16 protein-coding genes are annotated in these 17367 nt (G+C 71.6%); 7 read left to right on the top strand and 9 right to left on the bottom strand.

Annotation, left to right across the window (positions count from 1 at the left end; translation table 11 throughout):
- Positions 1 to 108 precede the first annotated feature (108 nt).
- From ACY0MJ_RS12015 to ACY0MJ_RS12005, 3 genes are all read left to right on the top strand, one after another.
- Positions 109 to 1491: a phosphomannomutase/phosphoglucomutase gene (locus ACY0MJ_RS12015; RefSeq protein ID WP_462638697.1), complete on the top strand. Its 1383-nt coding sequence runs from the start codon at positions 109 to 111 to the stop codon at positions 1489 to 1491.
- Positions 1492 to 1623: 132 nt separating this feature from the next.
- Positions 1624 to 2592, top strand: coding sequence for a lipopolysaccharide heptosyltransferase I (waaC, locus tag ACY0MJ_RS12010; RefSeq protein WP_462638696.1), 969 nt, complete (start codon positions 1624 to 1626; stop codon positions 2590 to 2592).
- Positions 2589 to 3833, top strand: coding sequence for a 3-deoxy-D-manno-octulosonic acid transferase (locus ACY0MJ_RS12005; protein WP_462638695.1), 1245 nt, complete (start codon positions 2589 to 2591; stop codon positions 3831 to 3833). The genes waaC and ACY0MJ_RS12005 overlap by 4 nt, the downstream gene beginning before the upstream one ends.
- A 4-nt stretch (positions 3834 to 3837) precedes the next feature.
- On the opposite strand, the gene ACY0MJ_RS12000 is transcribed toward ACY0MJ_RS12005, so the two are convergent.
- From ACY0MJ_RS12000 to ACY0MJ_RS11970, 7 genes are all read right to left on the bottom strand, one after another.
- Positions 3838 to 5178, bottom strand: coding sequence for a TolC family outer membrane protein (locus ACY0MJ_RS12000; RefSeq protein ID WP_462638694.1), 1341 nt, complete (start codon positions 5176 to 5178; stop codon positions 3838 to 3840).
- 58 nt (positions 5179 to 5236) lie between these two features.
- Positions 5237 to 5572, bottom strand: coding sequence for a rhodanese-like domain-containing protein (locus tag ACY0MJ_RS11995; RefSeq protein ID WP_462638693.1), 336 nt, complete (start codon positions 5570 to 5572; stop codon positions 5237 to 5239).
- 5 nt (positions 5573 to 5577) lie between these two features.
- A complete protein-coding gene (locus ACY0MJ_RS11990) occupies positions 5578 to 6267 on the bottom strand; it encodes a protein-L-isoaspartate O-methyltransferase family protein (protein ID WP_462638692.1) in 690 nt (229 codons plus the stop codon).
- A 17-nt stretch (positions 6268 to 6284) separates the two neighbouring features.
- Complete coding sequence (locus ACY0MJ_RS11985; RefSeq protein ID WP_462638691.1) at positions 6285 to 9470, bottom strand: efflux RND transporter permease subunit; 3186 nt, start codon at positions 9468 to 9470, stop codon at positions 6285 to 6287.
- A 4-nt stretch (positions 9471 to 9474) separates the two neighbouring features.
- Positions 9475 to 10602, bottom strand: coding sequence for an efflux RND transporter periplasmic adaptor subunit (locus ACY0MJ_RS11980; RefSeq protein WP_462638690.1), 1128 nt, complete (start codon positions 10600 to 10602; stop codon positions 9475 to 9477).
- The gene (locus ACY0MJ_RS11975; protein WP_462638689.1) at positions 10599 to 11282 is read right to left on the bottom strand and encodes a TetR family transcriptional regulator; all 684 of its coding nucleotides are present in this window, start codon (positions 11280 to 11282) and stop codon (positions 10599 to 10601) included. The genes ACY0MJ_RS11980 and ACY0MJ_RS11975 overlap by 4 nt, the downstream gene beginning before the upstream one ends.
- 169 nt (positions 11283 to 11451) lie before the next feature.
- Positions 11452 to 12219, bottom strand: coding sequence for a YdcF family protein (locus ACY0MJ_RS11970; protein ID WP_462638688.1), 768 nt, complete (start codon positions 12217 to 12219; stop codon positions 11452 to 11454).
- A gap of 95 nt (positions 12220 to 12314) precedes the next feature.
- On the opposite strand from ACY0MJ_RS11970, the gene msrA reads away from it, so the two are divergent.
- The gene (gene msrA, locus ACY0MJ_RS11965) at positions 12315 to 12854 is read left to right on the top strand and encodes a peptide-methionine (S)-S-oxide reductase MsrA (RefSeq protein ID WP_462638687.1); all 540 of its coding nucleotides are present in this window, start codon (positions 12315 to 12317) and stop codon (positions 12852 to 12854) included.
- 98 nt (positions 12855 to 12952) lie between these two features.
- Here msrA and pdxH read toward each other — a convergent pair whose 3' ends face one another.
- Entirely contained in the window at positions 12953 to 13600 is a 648-nt protein-coding gene (gene pdxH, locus ACY0MJ_RS11960; RefSeq protein WP_462638686.1) for a pyridoxamine 5'-phosphate oxidase, read from the bottom strand.
- A 39-nt stretch (positions 13601 to 13639) separates the two neighbouring features.
- Here pdxH and ACY0MJ_RS11955 point away from each other — a divergent pair, with 39 nt between their 5' ends.
- Positions 13640 to 14182: a nucleotidyltransferase family protein gene (locus ACY0MJ_RS11955; RefSeq protein WP_462638685.1), complete on the top strand. Its 543-nt coding sequence runs from the start codon at positions 13640 to 13642 to the stop codon at positions 14180 to 14182.
- A gap of 6 nt (positions 14183 to 14188) precedes the next feature.
- On the opposite strand, the gene ACY0MJ_RS11950 is transcribed toward ACY0MJ_RS11955, so the two are convergent.
- A complete protein-coding gene (locus tag ACY0MJ_RS11950; RefSeq protein WP_462638822.1) occupies positions 14189 to 14743 on the bottom strand; it encodes a gamma-glutamylcyclotransferase in 555 nt (184 codons plus the stop codon).
- Positions 14744 to 14896: 153 nt separating this feature from the next.
- Between ACY0MJ_RS11950 and edd the strand changes: the two genes are divergently transcribed.
- Positions 14897 to 16720, top strand: coding sequence for a phosphogluconate dehydratase (gene edd, locus ACY0MJ_RS11945; RefSeq protein WP_462638684.1), 1824 nt, complete (start codon positions 14897 to 14899; stop codon positions 16718 to 16720).
- Positions 16711 to 17361, top strand: coding sequence for a bifunctional 4-hydroxy-2-oxoglutarate aldolase/2-dehydro-3-deoxy-phosphogluconate aldolase (gene eda / locus ACY0MJ_RS11940; RefSeq protein ID WP_462638683.1), 651 nt, complete (start codon positions 16711 to 16713; stop codon positions 17359 to 17361). The genes edd and eda overlap by 10 nt, the downstream gene beginning before the upstream one ends.
- Positions 17362 to 17367: the final 6 nt, after the last annotated feature.

The following is a 17367-nucleotide window of genomic DNA, read 5'->3' as shown; positions in this document are numbered from 1 at the left end:
CTGCATGATACGCAGCGCCGGCGGCGAGACTGGCCGTTTCCGGACATGTTCCTGCGGGCCCGCCGCCTAGAATGGACCGGACCCGTCTTTCCGTCCGACTTTTTTCCCATGCAGCTCAGCCCCAGCATCTTCAAGGCCTACGACGTCCGCGGCATCGTCCCTTCCACCCTGACGGAAGAGGTTGCCGAGGCCCTGGGCCGCGCCTTCGGCACTCTCGCCAAGCGCGAGGGTGAACAGACCGTCGCCGTCGGCCGCGACGGCCGCCTCAGCGGCCCCTCGTTGTCCGCCGCCCTCGTCCGCGGCCTCGTCGCCGCCGGCGTCGACGTCGTCGACGTCGGCATGGTGACGACGCCCATGCTGTACTTCGCCGCCAGCACGCTCGCCAACAGCGGCATCCAGGTGACCGGCAGCCACAACCCCAAGGACTACAACGGCTTCAAGATGGTCCTGGCCGGCCGCGCCATCTACGGCGACGAGATCCAGGCGTTGCGCAAGCTGATGGAAAGCGGGCCGCAGGAGGCGCCCGCCGCGCCCGGCAAGGTCCGCAACGTCAACATCTTCGCGCCCTACCGCGACCGCATCGCCGGCGACATCAAGCTCGCCCGGCCCATGAAGATCGTCGTGGACTGCGGCAACGGCGTCGCCGGCGCCTCGGCCCCCGAGATCTTCCGCGCCATCGGCTGCGAGGTGATCGAGATGTTCAGCGCCGTGGACGGCAACTTCCCGAACCACCATCCCGACCCGAGCAAGCCGGAGAACCTGCGCGACCTGATCGCGAAGCTGAAGGAGACCGGCGCCGAGCTGGGCCTCGCCTTCGACGGCGACGGTGACCGCCTGGGCATCATCACGAAGGACGGCCACAACATCTTCCCCGACCGGCAGATGATGCTGTTCGCCCGCGACGTGCTCTCGCGCGTGCCGGGCGCGCCGATCCTGTTCGACGTGAAGTGCACGCAGCGGCTCGGCCCCACCATCGCCGAGGCCGGCGGCCGGCCCGTGATGTACAAGACCGGGCACTCGCTGATCAAGGCGAAGATGAAGGAGCTGCAGGCGCCGCTGGGCGGCGAGATGAGCGGCCACATCTTCTTCAAGGAGCGCTGGTACGGCTTCGACGACGGCACCTACGCCGGCTGCCGCCTGCTGGAGATCCTCTCGCGCTCGCCCGACCCGAGCCAGGTGCTCAACGACCTGCCCACCAGCTACTCGACGCCGGAGCTGAACGTCCCCTGCCAGGAAGGCGAGCCGCACCGCGTGGTCGCCGAACTCGTGAAGAAGGCGAGCTTCCCCAGCGCCCAGGTCTCCACCATCGACGGCCTGCGCGTCGACTGGCCGGACGGCTTCGGCCTCGTGCGCGCCTCGAACACGACACCGGTGCTGGTGCTGCGCTTCGAGGGCCACACGCAGGAGGCGATGCACCGCATCGAAGGCGAGATGCTGTCGCTCCTGCGCAGCGTGAAGCCCGACGCGAAGATCGGCGAAGCGGCGCACTGAGAAACGAAAGCGGACTTCCGGACGCAGAGGTCGCAAAAGTGACGCAAAAGACGCAAAAAAAACCTTGATGGATGTTCTTTTGCGACCTTTGCGTATCCTTTGCGACCTCTGCGTCCGGCTGTCCGCATTCTCTTGAACATCCTCCTCGTCAAGCTTTCGTCCCTCGGTGACGTCGTGCACGCGATGCCGGCCGTGCAAGACCTGCGCGCGGCGCTGCCGGATGCGCGCATCGACTGGGTGGTGGAGCGCGGCTTCGCGCCGCTCGTGCAGCGCTGCGAGGGCGTGCAGCGGGTGATTCCCTGCGAGTTGCGGCGCTGGCGCAAGGCGCCGCTCGCGCGCGCGACCCGGGCGGAGTGGCGGGCGTTCCGGACGGACCTGCATGCGCTGGCCTACGACGCGGTCGTCGACCTGCAGGGGCTCACCAAGTCGGCGCTGGTCGCCCGCATGGCGCGGCTCGCGCCCGGCGGCAAGCGTTACGCCATGGCCAACCGCACCGCCGGCTCGAGCTACGAGGCGCCCACGCGCTGGGTCGCCGACGTCGCGATCCCGCTGGAGCCGCACGTGCACGCTGTCCACCGCTCGCGCGAACTCTGCGCCCGCGCCTTCGGCTATGCGCTGCAGGGCCCGCCGGGCTACGGCCTGGCCGCCGGCGCCGGCCAGCGCGGCGATGCCGTCGCGCTCATCCACGGCACGTCCCGCGCCGACAAGTGCTGGCCCGAGGACCACTGGATCGACCTCGGCCGGCGCCTGGTCGCGCAGGGCCACGGCATCGCCCTGCCGCACGGCAGCGACGAGGAGCGCGAGCGCAGCCAGCGGCTCGCGCAGGCGATCGGGCCGCAGGCCGAAGTCTGGCCGCGGCTGGCCCTCGACGCGCTCACGGAGCGGCTGGCCCGCTGCGCCGGCGCGATCGGGGTGGACAGCGGCCTGAGCCACATCGCCGTGGCGCTGGACCTGCCGCACGTGCAGGTCTACAACTTCGACACGGCCTGGCGCACCGGACCGCCGGCCGATGCGGGCCGGCAACGCAGCGTCTTCGCCTCGCCCACGCCGGACGTCGAGGCCGTCTGGCGGGCCTGGCAGGCGGTCACAATGCGGGGATGATCCGGCCCCTCTATTCCCTGGTGCTGATCGGTGCGCAGCCGCTGCTGCGGCGCAAGCTCCGGCGGCGGGGGAAGGCGGAGCCCGGCTACCTGGAACACGTGGAGGAGCGTTTCGGCCGCTACGCGATGCCGAGCGAGCCGGGCCGGCTCTGGATTCATGCGGTGTCGCTGGGCGAGACGCGCGCTGCCGCCATCCTGCTGGACGCCCTGCGGGCCGCCCGCCCCGGGCTGCGCGTGCTGCTCACGCACGGGACGGCCACCGGCCGCGCCGAAGGGCAGCGGCTGCTGCGCGAGGGCGATGCCCAGGCCTGGCTGCCCTGGGACACGCCGCACGCGGTGCGCCGCTTCCTCGACCACTTCCGGCCCAGCGCCGGCATCCTGATGGAGACCGAGGTCTGGCCCAACCTCGCCGCGGCCTGCCATGCGCGGGGCATCCCGCTGGTGCTGGCGAACGCGCGGCTGTCGCACCGCTCGATGGCGCAGGCGCGCCGGCTCGCGCGCCTGTCGCGGCCGGCCTATGGCGCGCTGCGCGCCGTGTGGGCGCAGACGCAGGCCGACGCGCGCCGGCTGGCGCAGGTGGGCGCGACGGTGCAGCACGTCTTCGGCAACCTGAAGTTCGACGCCAGCCCCGACGCCGCGCAGCTGCGCGAAGGCCGCGACTGGCGCTCCACCTCGCCGCGCCCGGTGGTGATGTTCGCCAGTTCGCGCGAGGGCGAGGAGGCGGACTTCCTGCGGGCGATCTCAGGGCACGAGGGCATCCAGTGGCTGCTGGTGCCGCGCCATCCGCAGCGCTTCGACGATGTCGCGGCCCTGGTGGCGCAGGCCGGGCACACGGTGGCGCGGCGCAGCGCCTGGATCGACGCGCCGGCACCGGCGGACGTGTGGATCGGCGATTCGCTGGGCGAGATGCCGCTGTACTACGCGCTGGCGGACGTCGCCTTGCTGGGGGGCAGCTTCGCGCCCCTGGGCGGGCAGAACCTGATCGAGGCGGCGGCCTGCGGCTGCCCGGTGGTGATGGGGCCGCACACCTTCAATTTCAGCGAGGCGGCGGAGCTGGCGCTGGAGGCGGGCGCGGCCAAGCGCGTGGCTTCGATGGAAGAGGGCGTGCGCGCCGCCGTGGACCTGGTGCGCGACCCGGCCGCACGGGCGGCGATGGCGAGCGCGAGCGAAGACTTCGCGAACGCGCACCGCGGCGCGGCGGAGAAGACGGCGGAGGCGGTGCTGGCGGTGCTGGGGCGCTGAACCTTCAGGGCGCCAGCAGCGTGTTCAACCGCGCCAGGTCTTCCGCCTGCAGCGTCCCGTTCGCCTGCCGCAGCCGCAAATGCCCCAGCAGCACGTTGTAGCGCGCCTGCGCGAGGTCGCGCTTGGTCTGGAACAGCTGGCTCTGGGCGTTCAGCACGTCGATGTTGATGCGCACGCCGACCTGGTAGCCCAGGCGGTTCGCGTCCAGCGCGCTCTGGCTGGAAGCTTCCGCGGCTTCCAGCGCCCGCACCTGGCCCTGCCCCGAGACGACGCCGAAGTAGGCCGTGCGCACCGCCTGCGCCACCTGCCGGCGCGCCGCCTCCAGGTCGCTGCGCGCCTTGTCTTCCAGCGCCAGCGTCTCGCGGATGCGGTTCTGCGTGGCGAAGCCGGCGAAGAGCGGCAGGTTGAAGGCCACGCCGACGTTGCCGTTGTGGGTGCGCCCGTCGAACTGCGAGGTGGTGCTGCCGTTCAGGTTGCGGGCGACGGCATAGCTGGTGGTCAGGTCCAGCGTCGGCTTGTGGCCGGCGCGGGCCTTCTCGGTCTCCAGTTCGGCGATCTCCACCGCCTTCTTCGCCTGCTGGATCAGCGGGCTCGCGTCCTCCGCGGCCGCCACCCACGCCTGCGGGTTCGGCGGCTGCGGGGCCGGCACGTCCAGCGGCGCGGCCAGCGGGTTCGGCTGCGTGTCGTTCTTGCCGACCAGCGTGTCGAGCGCCAGGCGCTTCACGCGCAGGTCGTTCTCGGCCGCGATCTCCTGCGCCAGCACGAGGTCGTAGCGGGCCTGCGCCTCCCGCGTGTCGGTGATGGTGGCCGTGCCGACCTCGAAGTTGCGCTTGGCCGAGGCGAGCTGTTCCGCCGTGGCGACCTTCTGCGCCCGCACGAAGGCGAGCGTGTCCTGCGCCGCCAGCACGTCGAAGTAGGCCTGCGCCACGCGGATCATCAGGTCCTGGCCGGCCGCGGTGAGCTGGTATTCCGCCAGTTCCGCCTGGCGCTGGCCCTGGCGGAAGGTCGCCAGGTTGGCCGGCCGGTACAGCGGCTGCGAGGCGCTCAGCGTCGCCTGCTGGGTCGTGAAGCTGCGGTCGGCGTCCGTCACGGCGGGGCGGCTGTCGATGTGGTTGCCGAAGTCGCTGCGCGTGACGCCGGCCGACAGCCCCGCCTGCGGCAGCAGGCCCGCGCGGGCCTGCTCGGCGCGGTAGACGGTCGCCTCGTACTGCGAGCGGGCCGACTGCCAGGTGGCGTCGTAGGCCTTCGCGGCTTCGTAGAGCTGGAGCAGTCCTTCGGCACGGGCACTGCCGGCGAGGACCAGCGCGAGTGCCGCCGCCAGGGGGAGAAGCCGCTTCGTTTTCATTGTTCCGTCCGTCCTTCTCTGGGTCTGCTTGTCGGGCGACCTTCCGTTGTAACGCCCCTCAGTACCGGGGGATCCCCGGATCGTGCTCCCGCGACCAGGCGTCGATCCCGCCCGCGATATTCGCCACATCGGTGTAGCCCTGCTGCGCCAGGAACAGCGCCACCCGCTGGCTGCGGGCGCCGTGGTGGCACAGGCAGGCGATCGGCCGGTCCTGCGGCAGCTCCGCCAGCCGCGCCGGGATCTCGTTCATGGGGATGGTGGCCAGGTCGAAGTCGCGCGGCGCCACGCTGGCCGTCTGCACTTCCCAGGGCTCGCGCACGTCCAGCAGCAGGGGCCGGGCCGGCTGCGCCTGCAGCCAGTCGTTCCAGTCGGCGGGGCGGACTTGCGGGATCATGCGGTTCAGAAGCGGAAGCGGGACGGCTCGGGGAAGTGCGCCAGGCGCGGCGCCAGCGTATCCCAGGGCTGCACCGTGGTGTAGGTGGTTTCACCGGTGCGCGTCACGAAGGTGGCGCGCATCACCGGGTCGCCGCCGACGATGGCCGCCAGCCGCCCGCCGACCTTGAGCTGCGCCAGCAGGGCCTGCGGCACCTCGGCGACCGAGCCGGAGAGCACGATCGCGTCGAAGGGGCCTTCGGCCGACAGGCCCTTGGCGCCGTCCGCCTCGCGCACTTCGGCGTTGCGGATGCCGGCGCGCTGCAGGTTCTCGCGCGCCATGCGGGCGAGCTCGGGCTTCAGTTCGAGGCTGATCACGCGCTGGGCCCGGCTCGCCAGCAGGGCGGCCATGTAGCCCGAGCCGGCGCCGACCTCCAGCACCTTCTCGTGGGCGCGGGGCGCCACGTCCTGCAGCATGCGGGCCTCCATCTTGGGCTCCAGCATGCACCAGCCGTTGCGCATCGCCTCCTCGGTGTCCGCGAGCAGGGGGATCATCATGTCGGTGAAGGCCAGGGCCTTGTGCGCCTCCGGCACGAAGTCCTCGCGCTTCACCTGCTCCAGCAGGGCGAGCACGTCGAGGTCCAGCACGTCCCAGGGACGGATCTGCTGCTCGATCATGTTGAAGCGGGCGCGGGCGATGTCGATGGCGGGAGTCATGGGAATTCGGGGAGCGGTCAGGACAAACCGTCCATTCTAGAAGCCGGCGCGGCCTGCGCGCCGGAACCGCCCGAAGCGGGCCGGCGGCCGCGCAGCCACTGCGCCAGGTCGTCGAGCCAGCAGTACACGACCGGCACCACCACCAGCGTGAGCAGCGAGGAGGTGATCACCCCGCCGATCACGGCCTGGCCCATGGGGGCGCGCTGCTCGGAACCCTCGGTCAGGGCGAAGGCGAGCGGCACCATGCCGAACACCATCGCCAGGGTGGTCATCAGGATGGGGCGCAGGCGCACGCGGGCGGCGTGGAGCAGCGCCTGCGAGCGCTCCATGCCCTGTTCGCGCATGCGGATCGCGAAGTCCACCAGCAGGATCGCGTTCTTGGTCACCAGGCCCATGAGCATCACGATGCCGATCACCGAGAAGATCGACAGCGTGGAGCCGAACAGCAGCAGCGCCAGCACGACGCCGATCAGCGTGAGCGGCAGCGAGGTCATCAGCGCCAGCGGCTGCAGGAAGCTGCGGAACTGGCTGGCCAGGATCATGTAGATGAAGATCACGGCCATGGCCAGCGCCGAGACGGCGTAGCCGAAGGACTCGTCCATGTTCTTCGTGGAGCCGCTGAACTGGTAGCGGTAGCCGGGCGGGAAGGCGATGGTGTCCAGCCGCGCGCGGATGTCCGCGGAGATCTCGCCGGCCGAGCGCCCCTGGGCGTTGGCGTTGATCGCCACCTCGCGCGCGAGGTCGCGCCGGTTGATCTGGTTCGGCCCGGTGCTCTCGCGCACCGTCGCCAGCTGGTTCAGGCGCACCACGCGCGGGCTGCCGTCGGCGTTGCTGCCGGTGGCGAAGGGCAGGCGCTCCAGGTCCTGCGGGGCGTTGCGCGCGCCCGGCGCGAGCCGCACGTTGACGTCGTAGGTCTGGTCGTCGGGCGCGCGCCAGTTGCCCACCGTCTGGCCGGCCACCAGCGTGCGCAGCGCGCCCGCGACCTGCGCCACCGACAGGCCCAGGTCGGAGGCGGCGTCGCGCCGCACCTGGATGGCGATGGTGGGCTTGTCGGGCTTGACGCTGGAGTCCAGGTCCACCAGCCCGCGGATGTCGCGGATGCGCTCGGTGACCAGGCGCGACAGGCGCTCCAGCTCCTTCAGGTCCGGCCCCTGCAGCGAGAACTCGATCTGCTTGTTGCCGCCCACGGCGTCGAGCAGGCCGGCGTGCGTGACGGTGATGCCGGGCACCTGCTTCAGGCGCTCGCGCAGGAGGCCCGCCATCTCGTCGACGCTGCGGCTGCGCTGCTGGCGGTCCACCAGCCGCACGTACACCGATGCGTAGATCTTGCCGGCGGCCGACCCGGTGTTGATGGTCGCCACCGTGTAGCGCACCTCCGGGAACTCGCGGATGATGGATTCGACCTGTCGCGCCTTGGCCTCGGTGAGCTCCAGCGAGGAGCCGACCGGCGTGTAGAAGTTCAGGCTGGTCTCCGAGTAGTCGGCCTTGGGCACGAACTCGGTGCCCAGCAGCGGCACCATGAAGACACTGGTGGCGAAGATCGCCAGCGCCCCCAGCACCGTCGCCAGCTTGTGCGCGAGCGACCAGCGCAGGATGGATTGGTACGCGCCGGCGAGGCGCTCCGTGGCGCGGTCGAACCAGCCGGTGACGCGGCCGATGGTGCGGTCGTAGCGCGTGACCGGTGCGCTGTCCCGGCGCTGCCGCTCCGCCTCGGGGTCGTGCCATACCGAGGACAGCATCGGGTCCAGCGTGAAGCTCACGAACATCGAGATCAGCACGGCCGCCACGATGGTCACGCCGAACTCGTGGAAGAACTTGCCGATGATGCCGCCCATGAAGCCGATGGGCAGGAACACGGCGACGATGGAGAAGGTGGTCGCCAGCACCGCCAGGCCGATCTCCTGCGTGCCGTCCAGCGCCGCCTGCCAGGGCGGCTTGCCCATCTGGACGTGGCGCACGATGTTCTCGCGCACGACGATCGCGTCGTCGATCAGCAGCCCCACGCACAGGGACAGCGCCATCAGCGTGACCATGTTGATCGAGAAGCCGAAGGCGTACATGAACAGGAAGGTGCCGATCAGCGCGATCGGCAGCGTCAGCCCGGTGATGACGGTGGAGCGCCAGGAGTTCAGGAACAGGAACACGATCAGCACCGTCAGGAACGCGCCTTCGATGAGCGTCTGCCGCACGTTCCGCACCGACACGCGGATCGGCCGCGAGGCGTCGGTCACCGGCTCCAGCTTGACGCCCGGCGGCAGCTGCGCCTGCATCTCCTGCAGGGTGCGCTGCAGGCCGTCGACGACCGCGATGGTGTTCTCGTCCTGCGACTTCTGCACCTGCAGCAGCAGCGTGCGCTGGCCGTTGTAGAGGGCGAGGCTTTCCACCTCCTGGCCGCCGTCGGCGACGCGGGCGACCTGGCTCACCCGCACGGGCGCGCCGTTGCGGCGCGTGACGATGATCTGGCCGAAGTCCTCCGGCCGCTGCATGCGCGCATCGACCTGCACCACGCGGTCCTGCGCCGGCGAGCGCAGCGCGCCGACCGGCAGGTCCTGGTTCTCGTTGCGCACGGCCGCCGCGACCTGTTCGGCCGTGATGCCCAGCGCCTCCATGGCCGCGGGCTGCAGGTAGACGTTGATCTCGCGCCTGGTGCCGCCCACCAGCGTGACCGAGCCGACGCCGCGCACGTTCTCCAGCCGCTTCTTGAGCACCTGGTCGGCCCAGTTCGTCAGTTCGACCGGCGTCATCGGGCGGGCGCCGCCGCTCGCGTCGGGCAGCACGGCGAGCGACCACACGGGCCGGTTCGCCGGGTCGAAGCGCAGCACGCGCGGCTCCTTGACCTCCTCGCGCAGCGTCGGCCGGATCGCCGCGATCTTCTCGCGCACGTCCTCGGCCGCCTTGCGCCCGTCGACGTAGAGCTGGAACTCGATGATCACCACCGAGGAGCCTTCGTAGCTGCGCGAGGTGAGGGCGTTGATGCCGGCGATGGAATTCACCGCCTCCTCGATCTTCTTGCTGACCTCGGTCTCGACGATCTCCGGCGAGGCGCCCGGATAGTCGGCCGTGACCACGACGACGGGGAAGTCGATGTTGGGGAACTGGTCCACCTTCAGCCGCTGGTACGCGAACGCCCCCAGCACCACGATGGCCAGCATGACCATCGTCGCGAACACCGGATTCCTGAGGCTGACGCGGGTGAACCACATGGGGTCAGGGGCTGCCGCCCGTGAACTTCACCGCCGTCCCCTCGCGCAACGCCCCCACATGCCCGCGGATCACGACCGCGCCCGGCTGCAATCCCTCAACGGCCACCCACACGTCGTGCTCCACCTCGCCGCGCGCTCCCGGCTGCACGGCCTTGTGCGCGACGCGCCCGTCCTCCACCACCTGCACGTAGGGCGCCGGCTTGTCGGTGCGCACGGCCGCGAGCGGCACGGCCAGGCCCGAGGCGCGGCCGATCGCCAGCGTCCCCTGCGCGAACAGCCCCTGCCGCAAACCGGTGGTGTCGGCGAGCGCCAGGTAGGCCAGCACGCTGCGGCTGCCCGCCTGCGCGCTCGGGTTGATGCGGGCGACGCGCGCCATGACCGGGCTGGCGCTGCCTTCCACCTGCAGCGTGGCCTCCTGGCCGACGCGCACGTCCACCGAATCGGCCGCGGCGAGCGTCGCCTCCAGCTCCAGCCGGCGCAGGTCCACGATCTCGATGACGCGGCCGTCCACCGCGATGCGCTCGCCGCTCTGCGCGAAGCGCTGCGAGACGATGCCGGCGATGGGCGCGCGCAGCACCGTGTCGGCCACGCCCTTGCGGGCCAGGTCCACGGCGGCCAGCGCCGCCCGGTGCGTGGCCTGCGCGGCCGCGAGGTTGTTGGCCGAGGTGTCCAGCGCGGAGCGCGAGATGAAGCCCTGGTCCACCAGCGCCTTGTTGTTCGCGTACTGGCGCTCGGCGATGTCGATCTGCGCCCTGGCCGCGTCGGCCTGCTGCTGCGCCTGCTGCAAGCGCGCCTCGCCCTCGGTGGGATCGATGCGCGCGATCACCTGGCCGGCCTGCACCGGGTCGCCTTCGCGCAGCGCCAGGCCCTGCAGCTCGCCGGCCACCCGCGCCTTCACGAAGGCCGAGTCGACGGCCTTGAGCGAACCCGAGACCGGCAGCCCGCGCTGCAGCTCGCGCACCTCGGCGCGCACGACGTCCGTGGCCGCCAGCTCCACCACCGGTTGCGCCCGCTGCGTGGCGAGCTGCGCCTGCGCGACCTGCTGCGCGCGGCGCGCGCCCAGGATGCGCGAGGCGCCCAGCACCACCAGCACCGCGACCAGCGCCAGCAGCAGCCACCTGCCCTTGCTCATGGCCGCGCCTTCGCGTCGCCTTCGCGCACGCACAGGCCCTGCAGCAGCGTCTCGACCTGCGCGTCGATGTAGCGCTCCGGGTCCAGCGGATAGTCCTGCGGGACGCAGGCGCCCAGCGAGTGCTTCATCATGATCAGGAAGATCATCGGCGCGACGATGCCGAAGACGGTGTAGTCCACGTCGATGGCCCGGAATTCGCCGCGCTCGACGCCGCGCTGCAGGATGCGCCGCACGAGTTCCGTGCCGGGACGGATCACTTCCTGCTGGTAGAAGGCCGCCAGCTCGGGGAAGTTGCGCGCCTCGCTGATCATCAGCTTGGTGATGCCGGAGGCGCGCGTCGCGCCGATCCGCTCCCACCACACGCGCATGCAGTAGCGCACCATGTCGGCCGTGGTGCCCTCGAAGGTCTCGAACTCCTCCTGCCACTCGGCGAAGCGGCCCGACATGTTCTCGCGCACGACGGCCTTGAACAGCTCTTCCTTGCTGGGGAAGTAGAGGAACAGCGTGCCCTTGGACACGCCGGCGCGGGCGGCCACTTCCTCGGAGCGGGTGGCGGCGAAGCCCTTCTCCACGAACAGGTCGAGCGCGGCGTCCAGCAGTTCGCCCGGGCGCGCCTGCTTGCGGCGTCCGCGGCGGACCGGGGAGGCGTCGCGCCCGGCGACGGCTTTGTTCAGGGACATGGAAGGCGGGCCGGGAGGGGGGGCTGTTACTGACTGACCGGTTAGTAATGTAGCGCGGCCGTGCTGGCGCGTCAACCGCAGGATGGCCGGGCGGCGCGGATGGGCCGGCCGGCGTAGGGTGGCGCGGCGGCCGCCGCGGCAGGTGAGCCGCAGGCGAACCCCACCGTCTTCAGGCGGCCTTCGCGACCGCCCGGGCCAGCCACTCCCTGAGCACCTGCCGGCACAATGTCACCCCTTCGTCCGAAGGCAGCCACTCCAGCACCGGCCGGCCGTGCGCCACGGGGAAATTCGTCGGCGCGGGCAGCACCTCGAAGCCCTCGGCGCGGAACGCCGCGGCGGCGCGCGGCATGTGCGTCGCATCGGTCACCAGCGCGATGCGCTGCACCTTGTCCTTGCGCAGCAGCCGGCCGATGCGCGCGGCGTTCTCCGCCGTGTCGCGCGAGCGGTCGTCCAGCCACTGCAGCGTGAGCCCGTACTCCTCCTTCAGCACGCGCTGCGCCACGGTGGCTTCCGAAGCGGTGCGCGTCCCCGCGGCGGCCCAGCCGACGCCGCCGGCGAAGGCGAGCGGCTTGCCGCTGTGCCGCGCCAGCCAGGCGCCATAGCGCAGGCGCGCCAGCGTGTGCGGATGCGGCTGCGCGATGGCGTATTCGGGCGCCTGGGGCAGCACGCCGGCGCCCAGCACCACGATCGCCTGCACCCGCAGCAGCGCGGGCGTCTGCAGCGGCGCCACCGCGGGCAGCAGCTGGCGGGCGAGCAGCAGGCCCATGCCGTGCGTGCTGAGCATCCAGGCCAGCGCGATGCCCGCGAAGGCGAGCACCAGGCCGGCGCCGCGCCGGCGCAGCGCCACGAGCCCCCCGAGCAGCGCCAGCAGCAGCGGCGCCGCCGGCGGCAGCACCAGCGCCGCCAGGACCGGCTTCCACTCACCGGGCAGCAGCATGGCGGGATTCCCTCGTCGCGGCGATGGCGTGCATGGCCGCGCATCCTAAGGCAGGGCCCGCTGGGACTACAGTGAGGGCTTCACGGAGGACCGACATGAGCGACCTGCAAACCATCGTCCTGGGCGGCGGCTGCTTCTGGTGCACCGAGGCGGTGTTCAAGGAGGTGCGCGGCGTCACGGACGTCGAATCCGGCTACGCCAACGGCGACACCGAACGACCGAGCTACGAGCAGGTCTGCACCGGACGCACGGGCCACAACGAGGTGGTGAAGCTCACCTACGACCCGGCGCAGGTCAGCACGCGTCAGCTGCTGGAGATCTTCTTCGTGGTGCACGACCCGACCCAGATGAACCGCCAGGGCAACGACGTCGGCACGCAGTACCGCAGCGGCATCTACTACACGACGCCGGAGCAGAAGCAGGTCGCCGACGACATGATCCGCGCCATGAGCCAGGAGAAGCTGTTCGGCCGGCCGATCGTGACCGAGGTCCTGCCGATGACGAACTACTGGCCGGCGGAGGAGTACCACCAGGACTTCTTCGAGAAGAACCCGACGCAGGGGTACTGCCTCGCGGTGGCGGCGCCGAAGGTGGCGAAGTTCAGGAAGACGTTCACGGAGTTGATGAAGCGATGAGAGCTGGGGTTCGCCTGCGGCTCACCACCAGCCTACGGGCCGCGGCGTCCGTAGGCTGGCGGTGAGCGCCAGCGAACCCCAGCGATGCGGCGCAGGCGCTACGGCGCCAACCGCTCCCGCACCCACTGCGCCCCCACCCGCCGGTACCGCAGCCGGTCGTGCAGCCGGCTCTTGCGCCCCTGCCAGAACTGCCACTCCTGCGGCACCAGCCGGTAGCCGCCCCAGTGCGGCGGCCGCGGCGGGTTGAGCAGGAACTGCGCACCGTATTTCGCGGCGGCCGTCACCAGCACGCTGCGCCCCGGGATCACCTGGCTTTGCGGGCTGGCCCAGGCGCCGATGCGCGAATCGAGCGGGCGCGTCGCGTAGTAGGCGTCGCTCTCTTCCGCGCTGGTCTTTTCCACGCGGCCTTCGATGCGCACCACCCGCTCCAGCTCCACCCAGTGGAACTGCAGCGCGGCGTGCGGATTGCCGGCCAGCTCCTGGCCCTTGCGGCTTTCGTAGTTGGTGTACCAGACGATGCCGCGGTCGTCGTAGCCCTTGATCAGCACCGGCCGCGTGCTCGGTCGCAGGTCGCTGCCGACCGTGGCCAGCGTCATCGCGTTGGGCTCCGGCACTTCCGCGGCGATGGCCTCGGTGAGCCACTGGTCGAACTGCTTCAGCGGGTCCGCGTGCGAGGCGTCCTCGCCCAGTTCGGCGCGCTCGTAGCTCTTGCGCAGTTCGGCGATGCGTTCGGAGGTGCTGCTCATAGCGGCGATTCTCGCACCGGCGCTACGATCGCTGTCGCCATGTCCCCCGCTCCCTCCGCTCCCGTGGTGCTCGTCCTCGCCTCCGGCCGGGGCGAGCGCTTCCGCGCCTCCGGCGGCAGCGGCTCCAAGCTGCAGGCGCCGCTGGCCGGCCGGCCGGTGCTGGAACACACGCTCGCCGCGGTGCGCGCGAGCGGACTGGCTTTCCACGTGGAGGACGCGGGGCATGCGGGCATGGGCGATTCCATCGCGGCGGCCGTCCGCGCGACGTCCGACGCGGGCGGCTGGCTGGTGCTGCCGGGAGACCTGCCGCTGGTGCGGCCCGCGTCCTTGCAGGCGGTGGCGGCCGCGCTGCAGCAAGCCTCGGTGGTCGTGCCGGTCTACCAGGGCACGCGCGGCCATCCGGTCGGCTTCGCGCGCGAGCACGGCATGGCCTTGCAGGCGCTCACCGGCGCCGAGGGCGCGGCGGCCATCGTGCGGCAGGCGAAGGTGAGGAAGCTGGAGCTGCAGGACGCGGGGATCGTCACCGACATCGACACGGTGGAGGATCTCGCGCGGGCGGAGCGCCTGCTCGCCTCCCGCTGACCCGGGTCACGAATTCCGCTGGATCAGCCGCAGCAGCTTCTCGAGGTTGCGGTCGCGGATGTCGTGCCGCTTCAGTTCCTCCATCGTGCGGTGCGCATAGTCCAGCGTCGTTCCGTAGATGCCCGAGGCCAGCGCGAAGATCGCGCGGTACTCCTCCTCGGTGAGTTCGCCCGTGTGGCTGGGGCTGCGGCGCGACAGCGTGAAGGCGAGCGCCCGCACGCGGCCCTGCGGCGTGTCGGCCAGCAGCCACTTGGGGTCGTAGACGGCGGTCGCCATCTCGCGCGACCACAGGCGGGTGAGGATCTCCGCGCCGTGTTCGCGCGCCACGCGGAACACCACGCCGCGGCAGCAGCCGCCCGACAGCAGCCCGAAGACGAGGCCCGGGCGCTCCGGCGTGCCGCGGTTGATGCGGCTCCACATCTTCAGCGCGCGGTGCCAGCCGTGCACGCGCGCCGGCCGGCGCTCGGCGAAGTCGAAGTCGGGCCGCCAGATGAGTGAGCCGTAGCCGAAGATCCAGAGATCCTCCTGCCCGCCCCATTCGGAAAGGGCCCGCTCCAGCATGGCCGCCGCGTCGCGCGCCGGCTTCGTCACTTCGCTCACGCACGAACTCTAGCCCAGCGGCGCGGCCGCCGGAAGTTGGTAACCGGTTCGTACCCCCTGGCGGCCCCAATGCCTTCGCTGCGGGGTAGGATGGACGCAACACCTGAAGCTGCCATGAAACTCCATCCCGTGCTGGCCACGGTGACGCAGCGCATCCGCGAACGCAGCGCGCCCACCCGCTCGGCCTACCTCGACCGCATCGCCCAGGCCGCCGGCCGCGACCGCGGCGCCGACCGCATGGGCTGCGCCAACGTCGCCCACGCGTTCGCCGGCCTGCCCGCCAACGACAAGTTCCGCGTCGTCACCGAACGCGCCCCCAACCTCGCGATCGTCAACGCGTACAACGACATGCTGTCGGCGCACGCGCCCTACGGCGCCTTCCCGCCCGTCATCAAGGACGAGGCGCGGCGCCACGGCGCGACGGCCCAGGTCGCCGCCGGCGTGCCGGCCATGTGCGACGGCGTCACGCAGGGCACGGCCGGCATGGAGCTGAGCCTGTTCTCGCGCGACGTGATCGCGATGGCCACCGCCGTGGGCCTCAGCCACGACGTGTTCGACGGCGCGCTGATGCTGGGCATCTGCGACAAGATCGTGCCCGGCCTGCTGATCGGCGCGCTGCACTTCGGCCACCTGCCCACCGTGTTCGTGCCCGGCGGGCCCATGCCCAGCGGCCTGTCCAACGGCGAGAAGGCGAAGGTGCGCGAGCAGGCGGCGCAGGGCCTGGTCGGCCGGCCCGAGCTGCTGGAAGCCGAGATGAAGGCCTACCACACGCAGGGCACCTGCACCTTCTATGGCACGGCCAACAGCAACCAGATGCTGATGGAGGCCATGGGCCTGCACGTGCCGGGCGCCGCCTTCGTGCAGCCGCAGCAGGAACTGCGCGAGGCGCTCACGCGCGAGGCGGTGCGCACCGTGCTGGGCCTGGTCAAGGCGCGCCGCTTCACGCCGATCGGCCAGCTGGTGGACGAGCGCAGCATCGTCAACGCGATGGCGGCGCTGCTCGCCACCGGGGGCTCCACCAACCACCTGATCCACTGGGTGGCGGTGGCGCGCGCGGCCGGCATCGTGATCGACTGGAACGACTTCGACGAGCTCTCCGGCGTCGTGCCGCTGCTGGCGCGCGTTTATCCGAACGGCTTGGCCGACGTGAACCAGTTCCAGGCCGCCGGCGGCCCCGGCTACGTGATCCGCGAACTGCTGGACGTGGGCCTGATGCACGAGGACGTGCTGACGGTGCGCGAAGGGGGCTTGCGCGAGTACACGCGGGAGCCTGCGCTCGAGGCTGGCAGCGAGAAGCTCGTGTGGTCCGAGATCGGCGCTTCGCGCGACGAAGGCATCGTGCGCCCGGCGCGCCAGCCCTTCAGCCCCACGGGCGGATTGAAGCTGCTCACCGGCAACCTGGGGCGCAGCGTGATCAAGGTCTCGGCGGTGCCGGACGACCGGCACGTGATCGAGGCGCCGGCGCGCATCTTCGACGACCAGGAGGACCTGCTCGCCGCCTTCAAGGCGGGCGAGCTGGAGCGCGACGTGGTCTGCGTCGTGCGCTGGCAGGGCCCGCAGGCCAACGGCATGCCCGAACTGCACAAGCTGACGCCGCCGCTGGCGGTGCTGCAGGGCAGGGGCTTCCGCGTCGCGCTGGTCACCGACGGCCGCATGAGCGGCGCCTCGGGCAAGGTGCCCGCGGCCATCCACGTCTCGCCCGAGGCGGCGGCGGGCGGCCCGCTCGCGCTGCTGCGCGACGGCGACGTCGTGCGGCTGGATGCGCCGGCCGGCCGGCTCGACGCGCTCGTCGACGCCGCCGAGTGGTCGCGCCGCCAACCCGCGCTGCTGTCCGATGCGCAGCGCACCGCCAACGGCCACGGCACTGGCCGGGAACTGTTTGCCGGCATGCGGCGCAACGCCGCCGCTGCCGAGGAAGGCGCCTGCACATGGCTCTGAATCCCCTGCCCGAGCGGCCCACGCCGATCCAGGTGATGCAGGACGCCCCGGTGATCCCGGTGATCGTCCTGCAGGACCGCACGCATGCCGTGCCGATGGCGCGCGCGCTGCTGGCCGGCGGCATCCGCATGCTGGAAGTGACGCTGCGCACGCCGGTGGCGCTGGCCTGCATCGAGGCGATCGCCAAGGAAGTGCCGGAAGCCGTGGTCGGCGCCGGCACGGTGCGCAGCGCCGCCGACGCGCAGGCCGCCGCGATGGCGGGCGCCCGCTTCGCGGTCAGCCCCGGCTACACGCACGCCGTCGGCCAGGCCTGCCGCGACCTCGGGCTGGCGCTGCTGCCAGGCGTGGCCACGGGCAGCGAGATCATGATGGCGCAGGAAGACGGCTACACCGAGCTGAAGTTCTTCCCGGCGATGCAGGCGGGCGGCCCGGCGATGCTGAAGGCGTGGCAGGGCCCGTTCAACGACGTGCGCTTCTGCCCCACCGGCGGCGTCAGCACGGCCAATGCGAACGAGTTCCTGGCGCTCGCCAATGTGGCCTGCGTCGGCGGCTCGTGGTTGACGCCAGCCGAAGCGCTCGCCAAGGGCGACTGGGCACGCCTCACGCGGCTGGCGCAGGAGGCGGCGGGCCTGAAGCGGTGACTGCCT

The organism is Ramlibacter sp. bp-362, from assembly GCF_054956735.1.
Note: the sequence above shows the minus strand (reverse complement) of the source record. Positions and strands in the feature narration are given on the sequence as shown.